The organism is Flavobacterium sp. IC2-16 (genome assembly GCF_055521455.1).
Genome location: NZ_CM145480.1, coordinates 1,549,199 through 1,566,950, shown reverse-complemented (window position 1 = coordinate 1,566,950; position 17,752 = coordinate 1,549,199). Strand labels below are relative to the sequence as shown.

15 protein-coding genes and 1 tRNA gene are annotated in these 17,752 nt (G+C 33.1%); 9 read left to right on the top strand and 7 right to left on the bottom strand.

The window, feature by feature from the left end; translation table 11 throughout:
- Window positions 1-137: 137 nt before the first annotated feature.
- On the bottom strand, window positions 138-596 hold the full coding sequence (locus tag ACZ1JT_RS07060; protein WP_465093137.1) for a hypothetical protein: 459 nt from the start codon (window positions 594-596) through the stop codon (window positions 138-140).
- A gap of 88 nt (window positions 597-684) precedes the next feature.
- On the opposite strand from ACZ1JT_RS07060, the gene ACZ1JT_RS07055 reads away from it, so the two are divergent.
- Window positions 685-921, top strand: coding sequence for a helix-turn-helix domain-containing protein (locus tag ACZ1JT_RS07055; RefSeq protein WP_465093136.1), 237 nt, complete (start codon window positions 685-687; stop codon window positions 919-921).
- Between the two features lie 129 nt (window positions 922-1,050).
- Here ACZ1JT_RS07055 and ACZ1JT_RS07050 read toward each other — a convergent pair whose 3' ends face one another.
- On the bottom strand, window positions 1,051-1,485 hold the full coding sequence (locus ACZ1JT_RS07050) for a JAB domain-containing protein (protein ID WP_465093135.1): 435 nt from the start codon (window positions 1,483-1,485) through the stop codon (window positions 1,051-1,053).
- A 49-nt stretch (window positions 1,486-1,534) separates the two neighbouring features.
- Complete coding sequence (locus tag ACZ1JT_RS07045) at window positions 1,535-1,930, bottom strand: hypothetical protein (protein WP_465093134.1); 396 nt, start codon at window positions 1,928-1,930, stop codon at window positions 1,535-1,537.
- A 252-nt stretch (window positions 1,931-2,182) separates the two neighbouring features.
- On the opposite strand from ACZ1JT_RS07045, the gene ACZ1JT_RS07040 reads away from it, so the two are divergent.
- From ACZ1JT_RS07040 to ACZ1JT_RS07020, 5 genes are all read left to right on the top strand, one after another.
- Window positions 2,183-3,034 (top strand): DNA adenine methylase, encoded by an 852-nt coding sequence (locus ACZ1JT_RS07040; protein ID WP_465093133.1) that lies wholly within the window; start codon window positions 2,183-2,185, stop codon window positions 3,032-3,034.
- A complete protein-coding gene (locus ACZ1JT_RS07035; RefSeq protein ID WP_465093132.1) occupies window positions 3,027-4,208 on the top strand; it encodes a metallophosphoesterase family protein in 1,182 nt (393 codons plus the stop codon). Before ACZ1JT_RS07040 ends, ACZ1JT_RS07035 begins: the two co-directional genes overlap by 8 nt.
- A 1-nt stretch (window position 4,209) precedes the next feature.
- Window positions 4,210-6,003 (top strand): ORC-CDC6 family AAA ATPase, encoded by a 1,794-nt coding sequence (locus ACZ1JT_RS07030; protein ID WP_465093131.1) that lies wholly within the window; start codon window positions 4,210-4,212, stop codon window positions 6,001-6,003.
- Window positions 5,984-6,913, top strand: a complete 930-nt coding sequence (locus tag ACZ1JT_RS07025) for a hypothetical protein (protein WP_465093130.1) — start codon at window positions 5,984-5,986, stop codon at window positions 6,911-6,913. The genes ACZ1JT_RS07030 and ACZ1JT_RS07025 overlap by 20 nt, the downstream gene beginning before the upstream one ends.
- Window positions 6,914-7,429: 516 nt before the next feature.
- Window positions 7,430-8,863, top strand: a complete 1,434-nt coding sequence (locus ACZ1JT_RS07020) for a hypothetical protein (RefSeq protein ID WP_465093129.1) — start codon at window positions 7,430-7,432, stop codon at window positions 8,861-8,863.
- Between the two features lie 9 nt (window positions 8,864-8,872).
- Here ACZ1JT_RS07020 and ACZ1JT_RS07015 read toward each other — a convergent pair whose 3' ends face one another.
- A complete protein-coding gene (locus tag ACZ1JT_RS07015; protein WP_465093128.1) occupies window positions 8,873-10,093 on the bottom strand; it encodes a site-specific integrase in 1,221 nt (406 codons plus the stop codon).
- A 208-nt stretch (window positions 10,094-10,301) separates the two neighbouring features.
- Window positions 10,302-10,375: transfer RNA gene (locus ACZ1JT_RS07010), tRNA-Ala, on the bottom strand.
- 83 nt (window positions 10,376-10,458) lie between these two features.
- Here ACZ1JT_RS07010 and ACZ1JT_RS07005 point away from each other — a divergent pair.
- Complete coding sequence (locus tag ACZ1JT_RS07005) at window positions 10,459-13,908, top strand: T9SS type B sorting domain-containing protein (RefSeq protein WP_465093127.1); 3,450 nt, start codon at window positions 10,459-10,461, stop codon at window positions 13,906-13,908.
- 2 nt (window positions 13,909-13,910) lie between these two features.
- On the top strand, window positions 13,911-14,675 hold the full coding sequence (locus ACZ1JT_RS07000) for an enoyl-CoA hydratase/isomerase family protein (RefSeq protein WP_465093126.1): 765 nt from the start codon (window positions 13,911-13,913) through the stop codon (window positions 14,673-14,675).
- A gap of 1 nt (window position 14,676) precedes the next feature.
- On the opposite strand, the gene ACZ1JT_RS06995 is transcribed toward ACZ1JT_RS07000, so the two are convergent.
- Entirely contained in the window at window positions 14,677-15,303 is a 627-nt protein-coding gene (locus tag ACZ1JT_RS06995; protein WP_465093125.1) for a 2OG-Fe(II) oxygenase, read from the bottom strand.
- 79 nt (window positions 15,304-15,382) lie between these two features.
- Between ACZ1JT_RS06995 and ACZ1JT_RS06990 the strand changes: the two genes are divergently transcribed.
- Window positions 15,383-15,835, top strand: coding sequence for a 6-pyruvoyl trahydropterin synthase family protein (locus ACZ1JT_RS06990; protein ID WP_465093124.1), 453 nt, complete (start codon window positions 15,383-15,385; stop codon window positions 15,833-15,835).
- A gap of 46 nt (window positions 15,836-15,881) precedes the next feature.
- Here the strand turns inward: ACZ1JT_RS06990 and ACZ1JT_RS06985 are convergent, their stop codons facing one another.
- A complete protein-coding gene (locus ACZ1JT_RS06985) occupies window positions 15,882-17,750 on the bottom strand; it encodes an OmpA family protein (protein WP_465092943.1) in 1,869 nt (622 codons plus the stop codon).
- Between the last annotated feature and the right edge of the window lie 2 nt (window positions 17,751-17,752).

Here is a 17,752-nt window from a genome sequence, read left to right as displayed (position 1 = left end):
ATGCCTATTTGTATGCCTTTTCACTAATATAAACTTCCTATTCCTTCTACAGCTTAAAGATTATTTTTGAATATATAACTGAAAATTAGTTAAGTTCCAACTGTACGATAATTAATAAAATTATTTAAAACACATTATCAATACTTTACTGGACTTGAACCACAATATTTGGATAGTTTGACCAAAATATTTTGAACTTTTTCAGCTTCCTTTTTATCTTTAAAACCATAGTAATTGAACCATTTTTCATTAATAGTAAATGCTTCTGAATGTGTATTAGTTCTTTTGTAGTAATTACCTTTTAAATAGATATTTACATAATAAGACTGGAATTTTTCATTAAAATCAATTACAACTGATTCAACTTTGCTTAAATCAATAGTTTCTTTTTCAACTGGATATTGATTTTTACCATATTTTTCATCATCATATCTTTCCCTAACCAATACTTTCCCATTCAGAGTAGTATTAATCCAAAAAGATTTTTCCATTTTTCTATCCACTGTTTTTAAAAAAAGAACACATTCACTTTTGGTTTGACCTAATGCAAGAGTGCTTGTTAAAATTAAAAAAGATAAAATAAAATACTTTTTCATAGATACATCTTTAAAGATTAGACTTGCCATATATGGCATAAAACAACACAAATATAAAACTTTACTTCACTTGCCAAATATGTCAAGTGTGCAAAAATCTGATTTTCAAAAAGTTTTAGGAAAAAGAATTCAAAACCTTAGGATTACTAAGGGTTTGACTCAGGTGGATTTAGCATCTAAAGTACCTGGAGATTTTGACACAACAAATCTTTCTCGTATTGAGTCTGGAAGAATTGGGACAACAGTTTATACTCTTTACAGGATTTGTATTGCACTTGAAATTTCACTTCACGAAATGATGGACTTCAATCCTGATGATAATTAAATTTGGCTATAATTATATTATCATAAACCATTTCAAAACAAAAAAAATCCATTAAAAAAGCAATTATTTTGCCTGTTGGACACATTCATATTTTCTAAAAACTCCCAACATAATAGATATATAATTGTATCACAGGATTCCTGAATCACTGAAACTATAATATCTTTCTTTTGTAATTACTAAATGGTCTAAAAGTGTCAGATCAAGTAAAGCACAGGCATTTTTCAATTTTTTCGTAATTACTTTATCTTGTTCACTTGGAACAATATTACCACTTGGATGATTATGAACCATAACAATACCTGTTGCATTGCATTTTAAAGCAACAGCAAGAATAATTCTGTTATCTACAACACTTCCTGTGATTCCACCTTTGGACATTTCGTATATACCAATAACTATATTGGCTCTATTGAGCAGAATTACCTTCACTTCTTCTTGCAACTCTATTACCCCCATATCCCATTGCCTTATAATTAGCTCAAATAAAATTTGGCTATTTGTTACTTTTATCCTGTCAGGATTATGATTAGTGTACGAAACTTTAATTTCTGATACTTCCATAAACTTAAAAAATTAAAATGCGCCCAAAAAGAGCGCATTCTTTAGTTATTTACATTGTTTGTTCTTCCAATTGCATACCATTTCGTGATAATTGGATTTCATCACCTAACAATTTTCGCAAAGCTTTATCTTCTTTAGACACAACCCCTTCTTCAGGAGTATACTGGTAAGTAAAATCCAAATTAAAAACTACACCTGTTTCTTTGTTAGTGTATTCGAATGGATCACAGTCTACTTTAACTATACTGCCACGCATTTCAGTTCCAATAAGTGTCTTACAAGCTGCTTCATCAAATGTAGATGATACATAAGCTTTCTTTGCTGTAGCATAATATTTTTGGGTACTTTGGCTTAATACCATTTCAATACCACCCTGAACCTCCAACACGAAGAATTCTTTTCCTTCCTCTGTTGCTCTTTTTTGATAGTTTACAATTTTTACCATTTTGTTTGATTTTTGAGTTGATAAACCCTAAAAAGAAAACACCACATGAACAGCAAAAAATTTCAGCTATCAACTTGAAATTTTAATACTGCAACAATTAATATTTTCTAATGAATTAGGGGCAGGGGGACTTCCTCTGCCAAAATGGGTGGGGGTGCTTTGTAAAGGAATGTCAGACAAGTGCAAACCAACTTTAAAAAATTTTTTTTTACAAAAAAAGTTTATCTTTGAAATTATCCTTATTATATAAGCATGCTATTAGCCAAGAAAGTTGAAATAAAACCATTTTTGAGGTGGACAGGGTCAAAAAGATGGTTTGTAAATCAACATATAAATATTTTTTTACCAGAATCCTTCAACAATTATCACGAGCCATTTTTAGGTGCTGGTTCAGTTTTTTTTCATTTAAAAAATTTAGATGAAAATTCCAATCACAAATACTATTTATCTGACAGTAATGAGGACCTCATAAACACCTATATTCAATTAAGAGACAATCCACAAAAGGTAATTCATTACTTAAAACAAATGTCTAATACGATTGAATATTACTACAAAATAAGAGATGAAAAACCCAGAATAAAAGAAAAAAAAGCTGCTCGTTTTATTTTTTTAAACAAAACCTCCTTCAATGGCATATACAGGGTAAATAGCAAAGGACATTACAATGTCCCATATGGTAAATGTAAAAATGTAGATTTTATAAATGAAAAGCTTCTACTACAAATAAGCAATCAGTTAAAAAATGTTTCATTAAATTCTTGTAGTTTTTGTGACTGTTTAAGTAACATTAAACCAAAAGACCTTGTTTTTTTAGACCCTCCTTATACAGTTGCTCATGAAAATAATGGTTTTATCGAATACAATCAAAAACTCTTCTCTTGGGAGGATCAAGTAAGATTAAAAGCTTTAATTGAACATATTATTAATGTTGGTGCATACTTTATATTAACTAATGCTAGCCACAGTTCTATAACTGAATTGTACAGTAATATTGGTGAAATAAAAACATTATCACGTTATAGCCAGGTTGGTGGCAGAATCAAAACAAGAGGAACGTATAATGAAGTAGTAATTTATAATACAAACAGCTTAAATGAGTAGTGAAAGAAAATTGAAGATTGCAATTATAAGTGATTTACATTGCCACCCAAACAATCCTAATGGAAATCAATCCACTTATTTACTAACTGATAAATTGCGCACACCAGTAAATGATCATCCAGTGGAACATCTTAAACAGATTATAAAAAAAGACAAGTTATCCACAGATCTAACCTTATGTCCTGGAGATTTTGCAGATAAGTCAAATCTTCAAGGGTTAATTTCAGGATGGGGATTCTCGATAGAAATAAGTGACGAACTAAAATCTAAAAACATAATTGCAACAATTGGAAATCATGATGTTGATGTTTTTGGGAACTCTTCAACCTATAGTTTACAAAATGTAAAAGGGTTAAAAAGAGGATTCCCCATTAAGGATGATAAGATATCTGACACTTTATGGTCAAAAGGCTGCGCATTTATAGAAGATAAAAACTATAGAATTTTAGTAATCAACAGTACTCATTTTCATCACAATCCAGCAAATTCACATAAAGGCAAAATTTCAGACGATGCTCTAGAATATATTGAACAATATTTAACCTCAAATAATGATGACAAAATAAAAATTGCTATGAGCCATCATCCTCCAATTTCACATCCAAATAAAAAATTAGGTGAAGATGACAAAATTGAAAATGGGGATGAATTACTTAATATTTTAGGCAATCACAGTTTTGACTTATTCATTTATGGTCATAAACACGACCCTTTTATAAAATACCACAACACAACCATTGGAAGCAACAAAATACCTCTTTTTTCATCAGGAAGTTTTTCTGCTCAAACTAATATTATGTTTGCTGGTCCAAGAAATGCATTCCATATTATGGAGTTAACAAAAAAAGGAAAAATATGTAAAGGTCAAATTTCAACTTGGACATTTTTGCCAAATGAAGGTTGGAAAAAAAATTTTGACGAAAGTGGTTTTGCACCTCAATCAGGTTTTGGCAATGAAAAAACAGTTGATCAAATTTTCGAAGACTTAAAAGTAGCTTTTGGAACACAAAAAAAATTAACTTGGAAAGAAATTTCAGAAAAAATAGAAGATATCAACTTTTTAATTCCTGCTGATTCTGAAAAATTAAATGAAAAATTAAAACAAAACAATTACAATCCTGACGAACATCTTTGGAAAGGTGCTAATGTAATTTATAATTTAAATAGCATCTAATATGAACAACGAAACTATTTTCCCATCATATAATGCTAGACATTATGGACCAAAAGAAGTTGCCAAAACCTTTATTTGGTCAGAAAGTTTTGAACGATTGTTACAGAATAATCACTCTGTAATATTAGGTGCGCGAGGGTGTGGCAAAACTACTTTGATGAAAATGCTTACTATTCCTGCATTACATTCATGGGAATCTGAAAAAGCAAAAAAAATAAAAAAAGAAATTCCATTTTATGCTGTTTATATCTCAACAGATATATATTGGGACGTAAAAAATCACACTTATAATGAACAATTAAAAAAATATGGAAATCTTTCTGAATTAGTTTCAAGATTTTCAGTTTCAACTAATGTTTTTACTTCATTATGTGACACTTTTTCTCATATAATAGAATTTGAACTTAATGAAAATTCTGAAGAAAAAGAATTTGAATTATGTAAAATACTTATTGAATCTTGGAAATTACCCCTTACAATACCTAAAATCAAGTTTATAAAGGAAGAATTAAACAAAAGGATTGATGTTGTTAACCAAATGATCCAAAACATTATCTTTAATTTTGAACCTGATAAAAAAATTGCTTACCCAGATTATTTCAATTTATCCTTTGAAACTTCAATAGAAGCAATTATTCCAATTTTTGAACGAATTTACAAAATAGAAAGCCAAAAAAAGTGGGCTCTATGCTTTGATGAGCTTGAATTTGCACCAATATGGCTTCAATCTGAATTATTCAAATCCTTAAGAAGTAGAAAGCAATTCATTATCTATAAATTAAGTGCTAGCCCAATACTTTCAATTGATCTTGAACTTTCATTACGAGGTGCTTATAGAGCAACTGCAGGAAATGATTATGAGTTAATAAAAATGTGGAATTTGTCTGATCATCAACAATTTTCCAAAGAACTTATAAATTCACTATTAAAACAAAAACATCCTTCTGCTAATGTTGAAAATTATTTTGGCAATAATGAAGTTTATAGTGGTAAATCAAATAGTTATGAAAAAGGAAGTGACTTTTATAAAGAAATTTTAGAATTAATAAAAAAAGATGATTCATTTAAAATATTTCTAAAGAACAAAAGTGTAAAAATCAGCAACCCCATACCAATTAATGATTCTCAAAAAGATACAGTTTTCAGGAAAATTAAGCCTATTGTATATTACAGAAATTTCTTCTTGAGATCTCAAAAAGAGCAAAAACAGAATAGTTTTAGAAGTAGAAAATCCAATGAATTATTATCAGGAATTGAAGTTCTATCTGAAATTTGTGATGGTAATCCAAGGTGGTTAATTGGTATTACAAGTTCTATCTTAAGCAAATCAAATGAACAATTCGCAGATAAAAGCATACAGTACAAAGAAATTATTTCTGCAGCTCAAAGATTCAAAAATGTTATAGAAAACATTCCAGTGGGTGAAGACAACAAACTTTCAATAATGCAAATAATTGACAAGATTGGACAACATTTTAAAAATGAAATCCTTGGGGCTAAATTCAAAATGGACCCCAAAGGCACTTTTGTTGTCAATGAAACAATACCAAAAAATATTATTGATTTATTAGAAAGAGGCATCTCACAAGGAGCTTTCATTTTACTAGATACTAATAATGACGCGTTTGATTTTGAAATTAAAAATCAAAGATTCAAACTTGCATATCTATTCCATGCTTTATATGATTTACCAATTAGAAAATACAACAAAGCACCCTTAAGTGATTGTTTAAAAGGTACTGATTTATCAATTGACCCCAACCAAACATCTTTATTTGAAAGCTATGGAAATTAAATATGGAGCACAAATAGCAATAACAGAATTATCAGAATCATTGATTGATATTTTTATATGTGCTCATAATCATGAAAAACGAGCATTTACATTATATAATAAATTAATTGAAACCAACACAATAACAAAAGCTTTTGCATTTTGTTATAAGGAAGAAGTTGCTAAAGAGACAATTGAAAATTTTCAAAAAAAATTAATAACTGATAACTCTGAAATTTACGCTTTTCTTGATGAGCAATTTGAAAACATCTTCAAAGAAGAAATTAATATTGTCATTGACTATTCTTGTATGACAAAACCTTGGTATTATTCCATGGTACTATACCTAAAAAACAGAAAAAGTAAATTCAAAAAAATAAATGCATTCTTTAGCTATACTCCTTCAAAATTTGTTGAACCAAAAGCCCCAAAACCTAACAAAGAAATTGGACCTCTTCCAGGAAAATATGTTATCCCAACAGATAAGCCAAAAGCACTTTTAGTTTGCCTTGGTTATGAACAAAATAAAGCAGAAGGTATTATTGATCACTTAGATCCAAAAATATCATACTTGTTTTACACAAATCCTGCTTCAGATAAGAAATTTGTAAAAAAACTCGAAAGCAATAATAAAAACCTTTTACAAGAAAGATCAGAAAATGTAATTAAATACCCATTTGATGATTTACTTTTTCTGGAACGAAAATTAACTGCACTATATTTACAATTAAAAAACGAATACAGTATTATTATTGCCCCTCTAGGGCCAAAACCTTTTACATTTATTTCCATAATGATGTCTGTAAAATACAATGATATAGATATTTGGAGAGTAGGTTCAGGATATGATATTAATGAGTACGAAAATGAACATTGTGACAATAAATCCTTCATCATTTGCAAAATAGTTTTTGAGGAAAATGAACATTAATTTTTATTAATAAAAAATTTAAACTACCCTTTTAGTAAGGGTAGTTTTTACAAAAACTCAAAAACCAATGGTAAATATTATCACCATTTAGTGCTTTCATTTTTTAAAATTGGCATTTTATACACATATTAAGCAACTGCTTTTAAAATTTTTATTTGCTTTTTGTCAGTTGTCAGCTTGTCAGTATTTAATAAAAAATGCATCTGTGACATAATTATGCCTTTGGCATAAAATTTGAATTTTCATACTTACCCTGCTTGGGTTACTTCGAAACAACATTTGAGTGCTGACTTTGCCTCAAAACACCACAAGAACTGATATTTTGTCTTGTGAATTTTCAATTTATTATATACCTGTGTAGTTTTCTCACTTGTAACCAGTTTGTTTGCTTTGTAAAAAAGTAAATCTCTCTGTGCATTACTATTTGGATTGGTAGTATATGCAAATATTTTTTTGTTCAGAACCATTTCCTGCTTTATAGCAGATTGACAGTGTGACCCTCGCATAGGAGGGGATATGGTACAAGTAACAAAAGTGGGAACTACTTCTGAAGCCCACTATAATCAGTCCAGTAGCCCAAGCCAAGAAGTAGTGCTTGTTAATGGCTACGAAAGAGTAGGTTCTTTGACATTATGGATTCCTGAGAGTTTAAATATTGACAGGATTTTACGTGAAAACCCTCCTGATTTCAGGTACAAAAGGGATAGAATGGTGTATATACTACATTTGATTTATTCCATTCCTTCTGCAAAGAAAGATTTAATTGACAATTATGCTGGCTACACCCCTATTTCAAGAGAAATACTTGGAGGTGTTGTAAAAAACAACAGGCAGTATATTAATTATTTAAAAAATCAAAACATTGTAGAAGAAGATCATTATGTGGTTGGGGTTAAATCAAGAGGGTTAAGATTTACCAGTAGGTACAAAGGTAAAATAGCACCAATTAAAGTTCATGACTGGTGTTTAATAAAAAACCTTATATACCTAAGGAAAAAAGTTGATAATGAAAACACAAAGAAATTAAGCTTTATGAAACAGTGGTTTTCTAACCTTACTATAGATTTGGAAGGGGCAAAAAAATATCTGGATAAAGAATATGAAAAAGATAAACTAAATCCTGAATGTGAGTATCCAGAATTGAGATACAATAGCAGATTGTTGACAATACAAAATTTGGAAAGCACTAAAAACAGACCTCTTTTCTTTGTTGACAGTACTTCAGGCAGGCTTCACACCTATCTCACACAGCTTAAATCTGAATTACGAAAATTTGTAAAATATAAAGGCAAAACCCTTTATAGCATTGATATTGTTAATTCTCAGCCTTATTTTTCAATATCACTATTAAACACCACAGAATATGAAACTAATAAAATGGTGGAAAGGATAACAACAGTATTAGCTAGACAGGAACATAATCCTGAAGTTATTACTATTATGTTGGGAGTTTTATTGAAAAGCATTGAAAATGAAGAAGATGTTGAACTTTTTAAAAGAATTGTAGAAAGTGGTAATTTTTACGAAGAATTTGGAAAAATACTTATTGAAAATGGAATTATTGAAAATGTTGAAGAAACTAATATTAGAAGTTTGGTTAAGAACATTACATTTCATACGCTTTTCAGCAAAAATTCTTCTGAAAAATACTCAAAAAACATCAAAGCCTTTGCACAGGTCTTTCCTAATGTATTCAAAGTTTTCAAGGCTACCAAAGAAACTCACCATCCAACATTAGCAATCATTTTGCAAAACTTAGAAGCCGATTTAATTTTGCATAAAATTTGTGTTTTTATTAATGCATATAAGCCACACATTCCAATATTTACGTTACATGATTCTATAATCACAACAGCTGAACATGTAAAATACGTGAATAAAATAATGCAAAGAATCCTTAAAAACCATTTAGGTACAGAACCTAAACTAAAAGTAGAGCCTTGGGAGTAATCCAAGGCTTTATTTTTTCAATCTTTCCTGAAGTTTCGAAATGTGCTCACTAACTTTCTTGTTTACAACCTTACCATAATGTTCCTGCGTAATGCTCATTTTGGAATGACCAAGCAATTCAGAAACTATTTCCATTGGAACATCATTATAAAGTAATACTGTAGTTGCAAAAGTTTTTCTTGCAATATGATGCGTGAGCTTTTTATCAATACCTATTATTTCAGCAATTTCCTTTAAATAAGAATTGAATTTCTGATTACTAATACGTGGCAATACATAACTTTCATCCACTTCAGAATATTTATCTATTATGTTGGCAGTTTTTATAAGTATTGGTATTGACAAAGGCTTCAGAGTTTTCTGCCTCTGCATTTGAATCCATGTATTTTCATCAAATCCCTTTACAAGATTTCTTTTCTTCAGGTTAAACATTTCCTGATATCCAAGCCCTGTATAACAACAGAACACGAACAAATCCCTTACCTGTGCTAACCTTACCTGCGCAAACTCATAATTTTCTAATTCGAGTAATTCTTCAGGGGTTAAAAAAACAATCTCTTTTTTAGCTTTAGTCACCTTATATAGCATGAATGGATCTTTTTGTAAATAATCCATCCCAATAGCCATTTTTATTATTTTCCTAAACCTTTGTATTGTCTTGTTAACAGTGGTTTGCTTAAATTTTTTCTCTGTTTTTAAAAAATACTCGAACTCATTCAAAAAGTTCAGGTTTAAATCCTTCAACAGAATATCCTTTTTTTTGAATTTATGCCACACGTATGCTAAAACATGCTTTTGTGTTTGGTCATATTTTTTCCAGCTAGTAAGGACTGTTTCAACTCCAATAAGTTTTTTCATCCTGTTATTGTGATAATTTAAAGCCTCTAGAAGGGTTTTTTCTTCCAAAAGGGGTTTTCCCACGTATTGAAGATAAATTTGCTCTACATCTACTCTTTTGGCTTGCAATTGCAGAAATAAAAAAGCCTGATTAATTTTATTCTTAATCAGACTCAATTCAGCATTTATAAAGTTATTTTCTTCATTTGGTGGCTCAACACACTGCTTTGCATTATTCCATTGCTCTGGTTTAATAAATAATCCAGTTGCAAATGGCTTTCTTTTACCCACATAAGTAAGCCTACAGTAAATTGGAACTTTTTTATCTTTACGCATCCTGCTCTTGGAAATAATGAACAGGATATTAAGTTTTTGAGTTGTAATGTCCATCATTTTATAAGTGTTTAAAAATGAAACAATTAAATAGCAACCCCTTCCAAAAAATAGCAACCCATTTTGTGTGCCTTTTTTGAATTCTTTTTGGGGTTTAAAGATGTAGTAATAAAAATTTAGGATTGGGGGTAATCCCCTGAAACACCAGTAAAATAAAGACATAAAAAAAATCCCAGCAGAATACCTGCCAGGACTTTAATTTAAACTGTGGAGAAGATGGGGCTCGAACCCACGACCTCTTGACTGCCAGTCAAGCACTCTAGCCAACTGAGCTACATCCCCAAAAGTGCCCAAATGTAAACAAAAGTTAGTTAAAAAAATAGCCGGCAGATATTTTTAATGTATTTTAGCATAATTTTTTTACTATGCGATTCAAACTATTCATATTACTCATTTTTACAAACCTTGCTTTTGGACAATTAAGCAAAAAACACTGGATCCCACCTATTCATGCGCGAGCAGGTGAAACTTATGTTTTAGACCATTATATCTACTTATCAACACCCGAAACGACCCCATTTCAGGTTACAATTACTACTGGAAACGGCGTTCCAATTAGCGGAAACCCCTTTACGATATCAAGCGGAAACCCTGTAAGGGTATTAATTGGAAACAACCAACCCTCATCTATGTTTGTTTCGTCTGATGAACTAAGCACTCCATTAAGCAATAAAGGTTTAATATTACAAGGAAGTAGAGAGTTTTATGCAACGTTTAAAGTTCGTGCCGAAAATCATGCCGAAATACTAGTGGCCAAAGGCTATCAAGGCATTGGAACTTCGTTCAGGCTAGGTAGTTTACCTCAAAACACAAACGGAGGCCTTCGTAATTTTTTTGCCAGTTTTATGGCAACAGAAGACAATACTTCAATTCAAATATCAGATTATGATACTGGTGTTGAATTCACAACACCTTTAGGAACAAATTCTGCAGATACCCAAAATTTCAATTTAAATGCCGGTCAAACCATTGTAGTATCAGGTTATACAGATGTGGCTTCAAATTTAGCAGGTTTTATTGGAGCTTTAGTTTCTTCAAACAAACCCATAGCCGTAAACACCGGAAACGCACTTGCAGGAATGTCGGATCCTTCATCAGGACAAGACTTCACTTTCGATCAAATAGTTCCTTTGGAAGAAGTAGGAAACGAATATATTGTGGTTAAAGCAAACGGCAGTGATAATGTAGAAAGACCATTAATTGTTGCAACCGAAGACAACACAGCAGTTTACATCAACGGCAATCCAATTCCCATTGCCACTATAAATGCTGGTGAATCCTATTTGGTTCCAACTAACATGTATCAGGGAACCAACAACAAAAACATGTACATTACCTCTTCTAAACCCATATACTTGTATCAAATTTTAGGAGGATCATCGTACGATGCAACATCTGGTTTAAATTTTATTCCACCATTAAGTTGTTATTTTCAAAAAACTGTCGATTTGATTCCAAGCATAAATGCCATTGGAAATGCAACTTACAATAGCGACATTATCGCTATAACCTACACTGGTTCGATACTTTCCATTAACGGAAGCCATGTAACTGCATTGCCTGAGCCAATTGCCGGAAACCCTCAATGGAGCACATATAGAATTTCAGGATATAGCGGAAACATCAAGATTGAATCTACCGGGCCGTTAGCAGTAGGCCTATTTGGCGCTAGTGGTGCAGTTGGCTTTGCAGGTTATTATTCTGGATTTGGATCCAACCCAAAAGACACTAACGCTTCTGTTTGTTCTGCAAGAAATACCGATTTATTCGACCTCATTGAGGGAAACCCAGATCCGGGTGGAACTTGGACGCCTGCATTAGCGAGTGGAACAGGAGTTTTTAACCCAAATATAGATCCTCCAGGCGAATATGTGTATAATTTTACAGGATTGTGTGAAGTGGTAAATGTTACTGTAAATGTTACTGTTGTACACGCTAATAATCCAGGCACAAGTACTCAAATAAACGTATGTAAAAACAGCTCTAATTTTGATCTTTTCCCGTTATTAGGACCTAATGCAGAAACAGGCGGAACATGGAGCCCTGCCTTAGCTAGCGGCACTAGTGTTTTCAACCCTTCTGTGGACCCTACAGGGGTATATACTTACACAATAATAACAAACGATGTTGTTTGTGAGAGTGTTTCGGCTACCGTTACCGTAACTGTTGATCCGTTACCAATTGTAAGCGCTATTTCAAATTTTGAAAAATGTGACGATGCGATTGACGGGGACGACAACAATGGAATGGTAAATTTTGTGCTAACCAGTAAATCAAGTGAAATTCTTAACGGCCAAACAGGTATTGCAGTTACATATCATTTAACAGCAAATGAAGCAGTGTCTGGAGCGAACCCCATTACAAGTCTTTATTCTGGAAACCGAACGATTCATGTTCGATTGCGAAATACTTCTTCAAATTGCGTATCTACAACATCTTTCAGCTTAATAGTCCGTCCTCTACCTGTTTTATCTCAAATTTCATTAAAACAATGTGACGATAATCAAGATGCTATTACAACTTTTAACCTGACAGAAGCAAATACTCAAATTAGTCCAGATACAAATTTAACTTATACTTATTTTGAAACACAAGCATTTGCTACTGCTAATACAAATCAAATTACAAACCCTATCACCTATACTTCCGGAAACAGAAGTTTATGGGTAAGAGCCACAAATTCTTATGGTTGTTATCGAATTGTTCGTTTAGATTTAATTGTTTCTACCACTCAGATTAGCAATGCTTTTGTAAAAGAATTATATGCTTGCGACGAAAACATTAGCCCTAATGAACCTGCAAATGACGGGTATGACTTTTTTATCTTAAACAATGCTAAACAAGATATTTTAAATCAATTTCCCACAAGCCAACAAGCTAACTTAGTTGTTACATTTTATGAAAATGCCGCAGATGCACTCTCAGAACAAAACGCTATATCTCCAACACAACCGTACAGAAATAGTATTCAAAATGAGCAATTAATTTATGTCAGAATAGACAACAACACCAATAATGACTGCATTGGTTTTGGACAAAATTTAAAACTTATTGTAACGCCAATTCCTGAAATTAATTTAGGTGACGATTTCAATCTTTGTCTCGACCCACAAACTGGTTTAGGCTCACAAAACATTGATGCTACAGTTGCAAATTCTGGAAATTACAGTTACAACTGGACCCCTGCAAACCCTTCTATCGACAGTAACGGAAACCAAAGTGCTGTTTATGATATCACACAAGCTGGAATTTATACAGTTTTAGCTACAAATACAGTAACAGGGTGTACCAATTCCGATACAATAACTGTAACTGCTTCATCTGAACCTTTAGTGGTTAATGTCAATTTGATAACTCCAATTTTCTCTAATGGTTTAGCATCAATAGAAGTTATTGCCAGTGGAGGTTATGGAGAGTACGAATATAGCATTGATGGCATTACTTGGCAAGAAAGCCCTATTTTTAGCGGACTTCAAAACAACAGCTATATTGCTCTAGTAAGAGATACAAAAGGTTGTGGTATTAAACCATCCAACGAATTTCATACAGTAACCTATCAAAACTTCTTTACTCCAAATGGCGATGGATATAATGATACATGGAAAATAAACAATTTACCAAAGTCGTACGATGCTAAAATTTTCATTTTCGATCGTTTCGGTAAACTAATTAAACAAATTTCATCCGACGGAAATGGATGGGATGGAACATACAATGGCAATCAACTGCCTGCAACGGATTATTGGTTTAAAGTTGAATACCTAGAAAACGATGCCAAAAAAGAATTTAAAAGTCATTTCTCTTTAAAAAGATAATTATGATTTCAAATAACGGAACCATCACTACAACTCTAAAAAACAACATTGCTACAATTACATTTGGTCACCCTGCAAGTAATTCCTTTCCTAGTGAGCAATTGAAACGGTTAACAGACGAATTCAATAAATTAAGTCTGGATAATACTGTTTCATTAATTGTACTTCAAAGTGAAGGTGAAGGTGCTTTTTGTGCTGGTGCTTCTTTTGATGAACTTTTAGCAGTTTCAAACTTAGATGAAGGTGCCGCATTTTTTTCAGGATTTGCTAATGTTATCAATGCTATGAGAAATTGCACTAAGTTGATTGTTGGACGTGTTCAAGGAAAAACAGTGGGTGGAGGCGTAGGTTTAGCCGCTGCTTGTGATTATGTTTTTGCAACAAAAAACAGCGCTATAAAATTATCAGAATTAGCTATTGGTATCGGACCTTTTGTAATCGAACCGGCTGTTTCAAGAAAAATTGGCAAAACTGCTTTAGCCGAAATGACTCTCGCCGCACACGAATGGAAAAATGCTACTTGGGCACACGAAAAGGGTCTTTTTTCACATCTAACAGATACGCTTGCAGAATTAGATATAGAATTAGACACGTTCACCGGCAAATTAGCATCATATAATCCTGAAGCGCTTACTGAAATTAAAAAAGTTTTTTGGGAAGGCACTGAAGATTGGAACACGCTCCTTTATAAAAGAGCTGAAATATCAGGGCGCTTGGTGCTGTCTGAATTTACTACAAACGCTTTAAATCAATTCAAGAAAAAGTAAATTACCTAGTTTTTAACCACCCTGTTATACTATATCGCGGCTGCTTTACTGGCTTTACTTCGTGCTCTAAAAGTTGACTTTCAAAAATAACCATTCTTCCTAATTTAGGAGTTATGGCAATTTCTTTTTCCTTACCCGAATCTTGTGGCAAATAAATAACCAATTCACCCCCAAAATCATCTTGCCAATTTTCGGTATTTAAATAACAAACCATCGACAATTTTCGACGCGTATCATTTTGAAAAACATCCAGATGTCGTTTATAAAAAGTCCCTTCCGGATAAAGTGCATAATGAAATTCACTCTCCTGAATTCCTAAAAAACAAGTTCTATTTAAATACGAAACAAACTCATTTATTTTAGAATAATATATCGCTTCAACATCATCCATTTGTGATTCATCAATCCAATGAATAAAATCGCCTCGAACAGCCTCCAATACTTTTTCATTATTCAAATTACCAATGGCCGACTTCTTAAAATCATTCTCGTTGTATTTTTTTAAAAGATTGTCTCTAAACTTTTGTACATCTTCTACTGAAAAAAAATGATCAACCACACTAAATTTTTGATCCATCAGGTCATCAATAATTTGTTCGTATTGTGGAATTAACTGAAACTCGCTCATGAGGTAAAATTATTTCACAAAGATACAAAATGTTGTGGCTTGGTTTTATTTACTAAATTTGCATTCTAATTACCTCGAAATGGCAAACATCCGAATTACAAAGCAGTTTACGTTTGAAACAGGTCATGCGCTTTATGGTTATGACGGAAAATGTAAAAATGTACACGGTCATAGTTACAAATTATCGGTTACTGTTATTGGACAACCCATTGTAGACAATTCCAATGTAAAATTCGGAATGGTGATTGATTTTGGTGATTTGAAAAAAATCGTGAAAGAAGAAATTGTTGATGTTTTTGATCATGCTACCGTTTTCAACAAAAACACCCCTCATATAGAATTGGCTAACGAATTAAAAGAAAGAGGACATCATGTTATTTTAGTCGATTACCAACCTACTAGTGAAAACATGGTCATTGATTTTGCAGAAAAAATAAAAAATCGCCTTCCTAACTCCATCCAATTACACTCATTAAAACTACAGGAAACAGGTACTTCATTTGCCGAATGGTATCAATCTGATAATCTATAAAAAAAGCACCCAATTGGGTGCTTTTTTATTTGCTATTTGGTTTGTGTTATTTCTTAACGATTAAGAATTCCGAACGACGGTTTTTCGCGTGTTCTTCTTCCGTACATTTATCGCAAGCCACTTTCGGTTCGGTTTCTCCAAATCCTTTTCCAGAGATACGATCCTTAGCAATACCTTTAGAGATAATATACTGTACCGTAGATTTTGCTCGTCTTTCCGATAAATCCATATTGAAACTGTCGCTTCCTCTATTATCCGTATGCGATTTAACCATAATTACCATCTCCGGTGAATTCTTCATCACCTGAACCAATTTGTCAAGCTCAAAAGCTCCTTGTTTGGTAATGTTGCTACGGTTGAATTCGAAATAGATATCGTTTAAGATAACTTCTGTTTCCGTAACAATTACGTCTATAGGGTCTAATTCTACCACAATCGGTAACTCTCCACCCTGACTCTTATCTACCGGAACCGTTTTGCTTACAAAGCCGTCTTTAGAGACTTGTAACGTATATGGTTTGTCGCAATCTACTGCATACCCCACAAATCCGTCGGCTGCAGTATATTTGGTTTCGATTAGGTTGTTGCGGTCATCCAATATCGCCACGGCTGCTCCTGAAAGCAATTCTCCTGTTTTGGCATTCTTGGTCGTGGTTTGTATTTCAACCCCACACACCGGAATTGCCATCATGATATCGTCTTGACCTCCGCGGTTACTCGAGAAGAATCCCAGTTTTTGATCTGCATTATAACTAAAGGCGAAGTCGTCTTTTTCCGAGTTTACCGGTTTTCCAACGTTTTTAACCTCCATGCCTTTGTTTAAATCCACCACGAAAACATCCAATCCTCCAAATCCTTGTCTGGCATCTGAAGCAAAATAAAGCTTGTTCTCGTCGGTAATAAACGGAAAGTTTTCTCTTCCTTCGGTATTGATTTCTCTTCCTAGGTTTTCAGGAGTACCATAATCGTTGTTCCCGTTTATGGCTACGCGCCATATATCCGACCCTCCTATTCCTCCAGGCATATCCGAAGCAAAGTAAAGTGTTTTTCCATCTTTGGATAAACTAGGGTTTCCTACGTTGTAGTCTTTGTTATTGAACGGTAGAGCTTGAATGTTACCCCACTTCCCATCGACTTTCGTAGCTTTAAAAAGACCTACGTTACCGTATTTCAACTTTTTGGCTTTGTCTTTGTCGAAAATCTTATCGCGGAACGTTTCACTGGCAAAATACATCGTAGTTCCATCGGCACTTACCGTTGCAGGGCCATCGTGCCATTTGCTGTTTACGCCTTGGGCTTCCGTAGGCTTACTGAAGGTTCCATCGGCATTTCGTGTCGCTTGGTATAAATCCAAGTACGGTTGGTCGTTATACCCGTATGTCTTTCTGCTGGTATTACGTGCACTGGCAAAATACAGGGTGTTATCGCTGGTTAAAACCGCTCCAAAATCCGATTTGTCGCTGTTCACATCCATACTCTTGGTATCGAACAACTTTTGTTGCGAGCTCAATCTCGGAATATAATTCGGCTCGGCTTTAAAAGTTATGGCACGCTGGTCGTTCGGAGCCAAATCGGCAAACTTCTTCATTTGCTTGTTTGCCTCATCGTACTTACCATCCGCTTTAAGCATTTGAGCATAACGGTAGTAGATTTCCGCTTCCTGTTCCTGTTCGGTAGCCTTGGCATACCATTTGGCTGCTTCCTGCGTGTTAAACACATTGTAGTAGCTATCGGCCAACTGACGGTAAACGTAATTATCCGCCTTGTTGGCACTTACCAGTTTTAAATAGGCATCTGCCGCATCAATATATTCGTAGCGGTTGTATAATTTATCCGCTTCCTGTGTGTCTTTGTTTTGTGCTGATAAGGTTAAACCAGCGAGTACAAGACTAAAAGTAATATATGTTTTCTTCATGT

What these genes read in the sequence shown, in the direction of transcription:
- ACZ1JT_RS07000 (WP_465093126.1), top strand. Translation starts at nt 13,911, where the DNA reads ATGATTTCAAATAACGGAACCATCACTACAACTCTAAAAAACAACATT.
- ACZ1JT_RS07035 (WP_465093132.1), top strand. Translation starts at nt 3,027, where the DNA reads ATGAGTAGTGAAAGAAAATTGAAGATTGCAATTATAAGTGATTTACAT.
- ACZ1JT_RS07030 (WP_465093131.1), top strand. Translation starts at nt 4,210, where the DNA reads ATGAACAACGAAACTATTTTCCCATCATATAATGCTAGACATTATGGA.
- ACZ1JT_RS07005 (WP_465093127.1), top strand. Translation starts at nt 10,459, where the DNA reads ATGCGATTCAAACTATTCATATTACTCATTTTTACAAACCTTGCTTTT.
- ACZ1JT_RS06985 (WP_465092943.1), bottom strand. Translation starts at nt 17,750, where the DNA reads ATGAAGAAAACATATATTACTTTTAGTCTTGTACTCGCTGGTTTAACC.
- ACZ1JT_RS06995 (WP_465093125.1), bottom strand. Translation starts at nt 15,303, where the DNA reads ATGAGCGAGTTTCAGTTAATTCCACAATACGAACAAATTATTGATGAC.
- ACZ1JT_RS07015 (WP_465093128.1), bottom strand. Translation starts at nt 10,093, where the DNA reads ATGATGGACATTACAACTCAAAAACTTAATATCCTGTTCATTATTTCC.
- ACZ1JT_RS06990 (WP_465093124.1), top strand. Translation starts at nt 15,383, where the DNA reads ATGGCAAACATCCGAATTACAAAGCAGTTTACGTTTGAAACAGGTCAT.
- ACZ1JT_RS07040 (WP_465093133.1), top strand. Translation starts at nt 2,183, where the DNA reads ATGCTATTAGCCAAGAAAGTTGAAATAAAACCATTTTTGAGGTGGACA.
- ACZ1JT_RS07050 (WP_465093135.1), bottom strand. Translation starts at nt 1,485, where the DNA reads ATGGAAGTATCAGAAATTAAAGTTTCGTACACTAATCATAATCCTGAC.
- ACZ1JT_RS07020 (WP_465093129.1), top strand. Translation starts at nt 7,430, where the DNA reads ATGGTACAAGTAACAAAAGTGGGAACTACTTCTGAAGCCCACTATAAT.
- ACZ1JT_RS07045 (WP_465093134.1), bottom strand. Translation starts at nt 1,930, where the DNA reads ATGGTAAAAATTGTAAACTATCAAAAAAGAGCAACAGAGGAAGGAAAA.
- ACZ1JT_RS07060 (WP_465093137.1), bottom strand. Translation starts at nt 596, where the DNA reads ATGAAAAAGTATTTTATTTTATCTTTTTTAATTTTAACAAGCACTCTT.